7 protein-coding genes are annotated in these 7344 nt (G+C 68.4%); all 7 read left to right on the forward strand.

Annotated elements, in window-relative coordinates:
* Positions 1 to 28 precede the first annotated feature (28 nt).
* Positions 29 to 2470 (forward strand): outer membrane protein assembly factor BamA, encoded by a 2442-nt coding sequence (gene bamA, locus QZV94_RS21080; RefSeq protein WP_293681532.1) that lies wholly within the window; start codon positions 29 to 31, stop codon positions 2468 to 2470.
* The gene (locus tag QZV94_RS21085) at positions 2467 to 3144 is read left to right on the forward strand and encodes an OmpH family outer membrane protein (RefSeq protein WP_367255036.1); all 678 of its coding nucleotides are present in this window, start codon (positions 2467 to 2469) and stop codon (positions 3142 to 3144) included. The genes bamA and QZV94_RS21085 overlap by 4 nt, the downstream gene beginning before the upstream one ends.
* Before the next feature lie 40 nt (positions 3145 to 3184).
* Positions 3185 to 4201 carry a UDP-3-O-(3-hydroxymyristoyl)glucosamine N-acyltransferase gene (lpxD, locus tag QZV94_RS21090; RefSeq protein ID WP_293681535.1) on the forward strand — a complete coding sequence of 339 codons (1017 nt, stop codon included), beginning with the start codon at positions 3185 to 3187 and terminating at the stop codon, positions 4199 to 4201.
* Positions 4198 to 4671: a 3-hydroxyacyl-ACP dehydratase FabZ gene (fabZ, locus tag QZV94_RS21095; protein ID WP_293681538.1), complete on the forward strand. Its 474-nt coding sequence runs from the start codon at positions 4198 to 4200 to the stop codon at positions 4669 to 4671. Before lpxD ends, fabZ begins: the two co-directional genes overlap by 4 nt.
* A 10-nt stretch (positions 4672 to 4681) precedes the next feature.
* Entirely contained in the window at positions 4682 to 5473 is a 792-nt protein-coding gene (gene lpxA / locus QZV94_RS21100) for an acyl-ACP--UDP-N-acetylglucosamine O-acyltransferase (protein WP_293681547.1), read from the forward strand.
* 16 nt (positions 5474 to 5489) lie between these two features.
* Positions 5490 to 6344, forward strand: coding sequence for an LpxI family protein (locus tag QZV94_RS21105; RefSeq protein WP_293681541.1), 855 nt, complete (start codon positions 5490 to 5492; stop codon positions 6342 to 6344).
* A gap of 20 nt (positions 6345 to 6364) precedes the next feature.
* Positions 6365 to 7344 (forward strand): lipid-A-disaccharide synthase (gene lpxB / locus QZV94_RS21110; protein WP_293681550.1); only part of this gene is annotated, 980 nt, incomplete at its 3' end.

Below are 7344 nucleotides of genomic sequence, written 5' to 3' on the forward strand. Positions count from 1 at the left end.
CCCTTACGCCCCTCAAACGGCTGATTCGATGTTTCAAACCCGCGCCTCCAGCGCTGCGCTTGCTTCCGGCCTTGCCCTGCTGTTGGGCTCAGCCGCCGTCATCGTGACGCCAGGCCTGGCGGCCGCCCAGGTCCAGGCCGGGGGCACGATCCAGCGCATCCTGGTCCAGGGCAACGAGCGGATCGAGCAGTCCACCGTCATCTCCTACCTGCCGATGCAGCAGGGGGAGACGGTGGACGCCGCCAAGGCCGACCTGGCCGTGAAGGCGCTCTACCGCACCGAGCTGTTCTCCAACGTCACCATCGCTTTTCAGGACGGCGACCTGATCGTCACCGTGGTGGAGAACCCGATCATCAATCGCGTGATCTTCGAGGGGAACAAGGGCCTCAAGGAAGACAAGCTGCGCGGCGAGGTGTCGGTGCGGCCGCGGGGCATTTTCACCCGCTCGAAGGTGCAGGGCGACGTTTCTCGGATCGTGGAGCTTTACCGGCGCTCGGGCCGCATCTCGGCCAATGTGACCCCGCAGATCATCGAGCTGCCGCAAAAGCGCGTCGACCTGATCTTCAAGATCGACGAGGGGCCTAAGAGCGGCATCCTCTCGGTCAATTTCCTGGGCAACAAGGCCTTCTCGGACAACGACCTGCGCGACGTGGTCGTGACCGAGGAGACCAAGTGGTACAAGTTCTTCTCGTCCCAGAACGCCAACTTCGACCCGGACCGGCTGGAGTACGACAAGGAACAGCTGCGCAAGCACTACCGCAACCGCGGCTACTATGACTTCCGGGTGTCATCGGCGGTGGCCGAACTGGCGCCGGACAAGAATGGCTTCGTCATCACCTACACGATCGACGAGGGGATACGGTACAAGTTCGGCAAGGTGCAGGTTGAGACCACGCTGCAGAAGCTGGACAAGACCGTCCTGGAGAGCCTGGTGCCGGTCCGCGCCGGCCAGACCTACCAGGACGAACAGATCGAGCAGGCGACCGACGCCCTGACCTTCGCCGCCGGCGCCGCCGGCTTCGCCTTCGTCGACGTGCGGCCCCGCTACACGGCGGACCGCGAGAAGGGCGTGGTCGACGTGGTCTTCCAGGTCAACGAGGGCCCTCGCGTCTACGTGGATCGCATCGACATCGTCGGCAACACCCAGACCCTGGACTACGTGATCCGCCGCGAGATGAGCGTGGTGGAGGGCGACGCCTACAACCGCGCCCTGGTCGACCGCTCCAGGCGCCAGATCCGCTCGCTCGGCTTCTTCAAGGACGTCGACATCACCGAGGTTCCGGGGTCGGCCCCGGACCGCACGGCGTTGCAGGTGAAGGTCGAGGAGCAGCCGACGGGAGAGCTGTCGTTCAGCGCCGGCTATTCGTCGGTGCAACAGTTGGTGCTCGACCTCGGCATCACCCAGCGCAACTTCCGCGGCCGTGGCCAGGACGTGCGCGCGCGGGTTTCGGTCGGCTACGTTCGGCAGCAGCTGGACTTCTCGTTCACCGAGCCGCGGTTCATCGGCCGCGACGTGGCCGCCGGGGTTGACGTCTATGGGTACCGCTACGATCTGTCCAATTTCTCAGCCTACAAGACCAAGACGTTGGGCACGACGCTGCGGGCCAACTTCCCACTCAGTATCGATAGCCGCGGGTCCCTGCGCTACATCCTCCGTCAAGACGACATCGCAATCCTTGGCCTGGCTTGCATGGGCGCCGCGACCCTGTCCTCGTCGTTATGCGACCAAGTCGGCAAGCGGCTGACCTCCTCGATCGGCTATGGTGCCCGGCTGGACCGGCGCAATGACTACCTGAACCCGACGCGCGGCTTCTACGTCGACTTCAACCAAGATATTGCCGGCCTGGGCGGAGATGTGAACTACGTCCGCACTGATCTGGAAGCGGCCTGGTACTACGGCTTCACCAAGGATATTATCTTCTCGATCGCCGGCTCCACCGGCTATGTCACCGGCTGGGGCGGTGACAAGGTGCGGATCAACGACCGCTACTACAAGGGCGGCCTGGACTTCCGAGGCTTCGAGACAGTGGGGATCGGGCCGCGCAGCGTTGTCGGACTGCGGGGCAGCGCCTTGGGTGGCAAGGCCTTTGCCATTGGCACGGTAGAGCTGACGGTCCCTACATTCCTGCCCGACCAGTATGGCATCAAGGCCGCCCTGTTCAGCGACGTCGGGACGCTCGGCCTCCTGGACAAGGAAGACAAGCTGTACAAGGCCGGCGAGTTCGATTGCCTTGGCCGGACGATCCCCAATCCGACGGACCCGACGCAGATGATCCTGGCGCCGGCCATCGTCGGGACGCGGAACACCTGTATCCGGGACGACCTGTCGCTGCGCGCCTCGGCCGGTATCAGCGTATTCTGGAAATCGCCGATGGGACCGATCCGGTTCGACTTCTCGAAGGTGCTCGCCAAGGAGCCCTACGACCGCAAGGAAACTTTCCGATTCTCCACATCAACCAGGTTCCAATGAACATGACGCTCAAGACCCTCATCACCGCCGGCTGCGCCTCCGCAATCGCGCTGACGGGCGCGACAGCGGCCTTCGCCCAGGCGCCGGCGGCGGCGCCGGCGCGGCCCCCGGCCGCTCCCATCACGCAAGGCGCGCCGATCGCCGGCCTCTGCGTCTTCTCGGACCAGGAGGTGCTGGCCACTTCCGCGGTCGGCCGGGCCGTCGTCGCGCGTCTGCAGCAGATCGGCCAGCAAGCCAACGCCGAGCTGCAGACCGAACAGACGACGCTGCAGAACGACGCCAAGACGCTGGAAGGACAACGCGGGACGCTGGACCAGAGCGCCCTCGAGCGCCGCGCCGCGGACCTGCAGGTCCGCGACAACGCCCTGCAGCGCAAGGCCCAGCAGCGCCAACGCGAACTTCAGCTCACCGAGCAGCAGGCCGTCGGCCGGGTGATGAACGAGCTGGAGCCGATCGTGCGCGACGCGTACCAGAAAAAGGGTTGCGCCCTGTTGATCAACCGTCAGGCCCTGGTGTTGCCCGCGAACCCGACGATGGACATCACAGGCCAGGTCACCACGGCGCTCAACGCCAAGATCACGACCTTGACCTTCGATCGCGCGCGACTCGATCAGCCGGCTCCGGCGGCAGCGGCGGCCCGCCCGGCCGCGGCTCCGGCCGCGCCGCGCAGGTAGACCGCGACGGGCAGGGGCCGACAGCCTAAGAAGGCGGCCCATGCCCGACCCGCGATTCTTCGAGGACCTTGGCCCGATACGTCTGGGCGAACTCGCCGCCCTGACCGGCGCAAAACTGATGGATGCCGAGGCGGCCGAGCGGCTGGTGAGCGGCGTGGCCATCCTGGCCCACGCGGGTCCCGAGAACATCACCTTCCTCGCCGACCGCAAGTATGCCGCCGGACTGGCGGCGGGGCGGGCAGGGGCCTGTTTCCTCGCCCCGGCCCTGGCTGAGGCGGTCCCCGCCGGCTGTGCGGTGCTGACCCACGCCAATCCGCAGGCGGCCTACGCACTGGCCGCCCAGCGCCTGCATCGACCGCGTCGCGGCGGGCCCCTGGCGCTGGCCGCCGACGCGATCCTGGAGGCTGACGTCGAGCTCTCGCCCGGCGCGGTGATAGGCGCCGCGGCCCACATCGGCCGCGGCACGCGCATCGGGGCCAATGCGGTGATCGGCCCCGGCGTAGTGATCGGGCGCGATTGTGAGATCGGCCCCGGGGTCAGCATCGGCTTCGCCCTCATCGGCGATCGGGTGAAGATCGCCGCCGGCGCTCGGGTGGGCGAACCAGGATTCGGCGCGACGGCCGGACCGCAGGGGCTGATCGACATTCCGCAGCTGGGCCGCGTGATCCTTCAGGACGGCGTGTCAGTTGGGGCCAACACGACCATCGACCGGGGCGCCTTCGAGGACACCGTGATCGGTGAGAACAGCAAGATCGACAACCTGGTGCAGATCGCCCACAACGTCCGCGTGGGACGCAACTGCGTGATGGCCGCGCACACCGGCATCAGCGGCAGCGTGATCATTGGCGATGGGGCGCAGTTCGGCGGCAGGGCCGGCGTGGCCGACCACGTGACCATCGGGGCGGGCGCGCGCGTGGGCGCGGCGGCGGGCGTGATGAAGAACATTCCGGCGGGCGAGACCTGGGGCGGCATGCCGGCGCGCCCGATCCGTCACTGGCTGCGAGAGACCGCATGGCTCTCCCGCATGGCGAACCGCAAGGGCGGGGGAGACGCATGACCACTCGCAAGGCGCCGGTCGGGGCAAATCCCACCGATATCGACATCACCGAGATCCTCGAGCGGATCCCGCATCGCTTCCCCTTCCTGCTGGTTGACCGCTGCGAAGACTACAAGCCCTCCGAATCCATCGTCGGCATCAAGTGCGTGACGGTGAACGAGCCGTTCTTCCAGGGCCATTTCCCGCACTATCCGGTGATGCCGGCGGTGCTGCTAATCGAGGCGATGGCCCAGACCGGGGCGGTGCTGATGTCGAAGTCCCTGAATGTCGACGTCGGCGGCAAGGCCATCTTCTTCATGAGCGCCGACAACTGCCGCTTCCGCGCGCCGGTGCGGCCGGGCGATGTGGTCCGAATGCCGGTTCGCGTAACCCGCCACCGCGGCGACATCTTCAAGTTCGCCGGGCAGGCGATGGTCGACGGCAAGGTGGCCGCCGAGTGCGAGTTCGCCGCCATGGTGGTGGAGACCTGATCCCTTGAGCGTGGACATCCACCCGAGCGCCATCGTCGCCAAGGGCGCCGAGCTGGCCGATGGCGTGACCATCGGGCCTTTCTCGATCATCGGCGAGCACGTGAAGATCGGGCCGCGAACTCAGGTGATGGCCCATGTGGTGATCGAAAACCGCACGACGATCGGCGCGGATTGCTCCGTGCGGAACTTCACCAACCTGGGCGGGCCGCCGCATCACACCGGCTATCGGGGCGAACCCACGGAACTGGTGATCGGCGACCGCAACCGGATCTGGGAGCACGTGACCATGCACATCGCGGCCCCCGGCGGCGATGGCTTCACCCGGGTCGGCAACGACGGATTCTACATGGCGACGAGCCACGTGGGCCACGATTGCGTGGTCGGCGACAACGTGGTGCTGGCGCACTCGGCGACGCTGGGCGGGCACGTGCATGTCGGGGACTTCGTGACGGTGAGCGGCCTGGCTGCGGTGCACCAGTTCTGCCGGATCGGGCGCTATTCCTTCATCGGCGGCCTGGCGGCGGTGACCAAGGACGTCATCCCCTACGGCATGGTGTGGGGCAATCACGCGCACCTCGAGGGCCTGAACCTGGTGGGCCTGAAGCGGCGCGAGTTCAGCCGCGAGACGATCAGCGAGCTGCGTTCGGCATACCGGTTGCTGTTCGCCGAAGAGGGCACCTTCCAGGAGCGGGTCGACGACACCGCCACGACCTTCGGCAACAGCGCACCGGTGATGGAGATCATCGACTTCATCCGCGCCGACGCGAGCCGCCCGCTCTGCCTGCCGGACCGGGAAGTATGACCGGCGGGAAGCCGTGATGCAGAAGCTGGGGCTCATCGCCGGCGGCGGCGGGCTGCCGGTCGAGATCGCCCAGCACTGCGAACGTTCGGGCCGGCCGCTGTTCGTGATCCGGCTGAAGGGGTTCGCCGGGGAGGGATTGTCGGACTACGCCGGCGCCGAGGTTGGCCTGGCCGAGATCGGCAAGTGCCTGAAGGCGTTGAGGCGGGCCGGTTGCCGCTCCATCTGCCTGGCCGGGCAGGTGTCGCGGCCGGACTTCGCCAGCCTGGCGCCCGACCTGCGCGGCCTCATGCTGTTGCCCAGGGTGATCGCCACGGCGCGCAAGGGCGACGACGCGCTGCTGCGCCTGCTGGTCCGTGAGTTCGAAAAGGAAGGCTTCGTCGTCGAGGGCGCGCACGAGGTGATGGACGACCTGTCGCTGCAGCCTGGCCCGCTGGGCGCGCGGGCGCCCAGCCAGGACGAGCTGGCGGATGCGCGCATGGCCCTGCAGGCGGCGCGCGCCATCGGTCGCCTCGACATCGGCCAGGCCGCCGTTGCCGCGCACGGCTTGGTGCTGGCGCTCGAGGCGCAGGAGGGCACGGACGCCTTGCTGGCGCGGGTGGCCGAACTGCCCGCTCACCTGAAGGGGCGGCCGGGGGCGGGAGTGGGCGTGCTGGCCAAGGCCCCCAAGCCGATCCAGGAGACGCGGGTGGACCTGCCGACCATTGGCCTGGCCACCGTGCAGGGCGTAGCCCGCGCCGGACTGGCGGGCATCGTCGGCGAGGCGGGGCGGTTGCTGGTGCTGGACCGCGAGGCGGTGATCGCCCTGGCCGACGAACTGGGCGTGTTCATCCTGGGCGTCGAGCCGGAGCAACCGGAGCCGAAGGGGCCGTGAGCGGCCGAGAGCTCACCGTGATGCTGGTCGCCGCCGAGGCTTCCGGCGACGATCGGGGGGCAGGCCTCGCGCGGGCGCTTAAGCGCCGCCTGGGTGACGGCGTCCGCTTCGTTGGCGTCGGCGGCGAGCGCATGGCGGCGGAGGGGGTGAACAGCCCGTTCGGGATCGCCGACCTGTCGATCTTCGGCCTGCTGGAGGGCTTGCTGGCGTATCGCAAGGTGATCCGCAGGGCCGACGAGGTCGCGGCGCTGGCGGCGCGTGAACGGCCCGACGTGGCCGTGCTGATCGATTCCTGGGGCTTCACCCTGCGTGTCGCCCACCGCCTGCGGAAGCAGGGCATCCCGGTCGTGAAGTACGTCGCCCCCCAGGTCTGGGCCTCCCGCCCCGGACGGGCGCGGACCACCGCGCGCGCGTACGACTTGCTGCTGACCATCCACGCTTTCGACGCCCCTGCCTTCGAGAAGGAGGGCCTGGCGGTTCGTTTCGTGGGGAATTCGACCCTGGCCATCGATTTCGCCACCGCCGACCCGGCGCGCCTGCGCGCCGAGATCGGGGCGGGCCCGAAGACACCCGTCCTGCTGGTCGCGCCAGGCAGCCGGCCCTCCGAGATCGCGCGAGTGCTGCCGGCCTTCGAGGATGCGGTGAGGCGGTTGAAGGTCGAGCGGCCCGAACTGCGCGTGGTGCTCCCGGTGGCCAGGACCGTGGCCGAGCTCGTAAAGTCGCGCGTCGCCGGCTGGCCCCACAGCGTCCATGTGGTGGAGGGCGAGGCGGCCAAGAAGGACGCCATGCGCGCGGCGACCGTGGCGCTCGCCTGCTCTGGGACCGTGACCACGGAGCTGGCGCTGGCGGGCTGCCCGGTGGTGGTGGGCTACCGCCTGGGCCCCTTCACCCACGCCCTACTGAAGCGGCTGATCCGCACCCGCTGGATCACCTTGTTCAACATCGCCGCCCAGGACTTCGTGGCGCCGGAGCTGATCCAGGACGACTGCAACGGCGCGGC

It is taken from the genome of uncultured Phenylobacterium sp. (assembly GCF_902826855.1).
GTDB lineage: Bacteria > Pseudomonadota > Alphaproteobacteria > Caulobacterales > Caulobacteraceae > Phenylobacterium.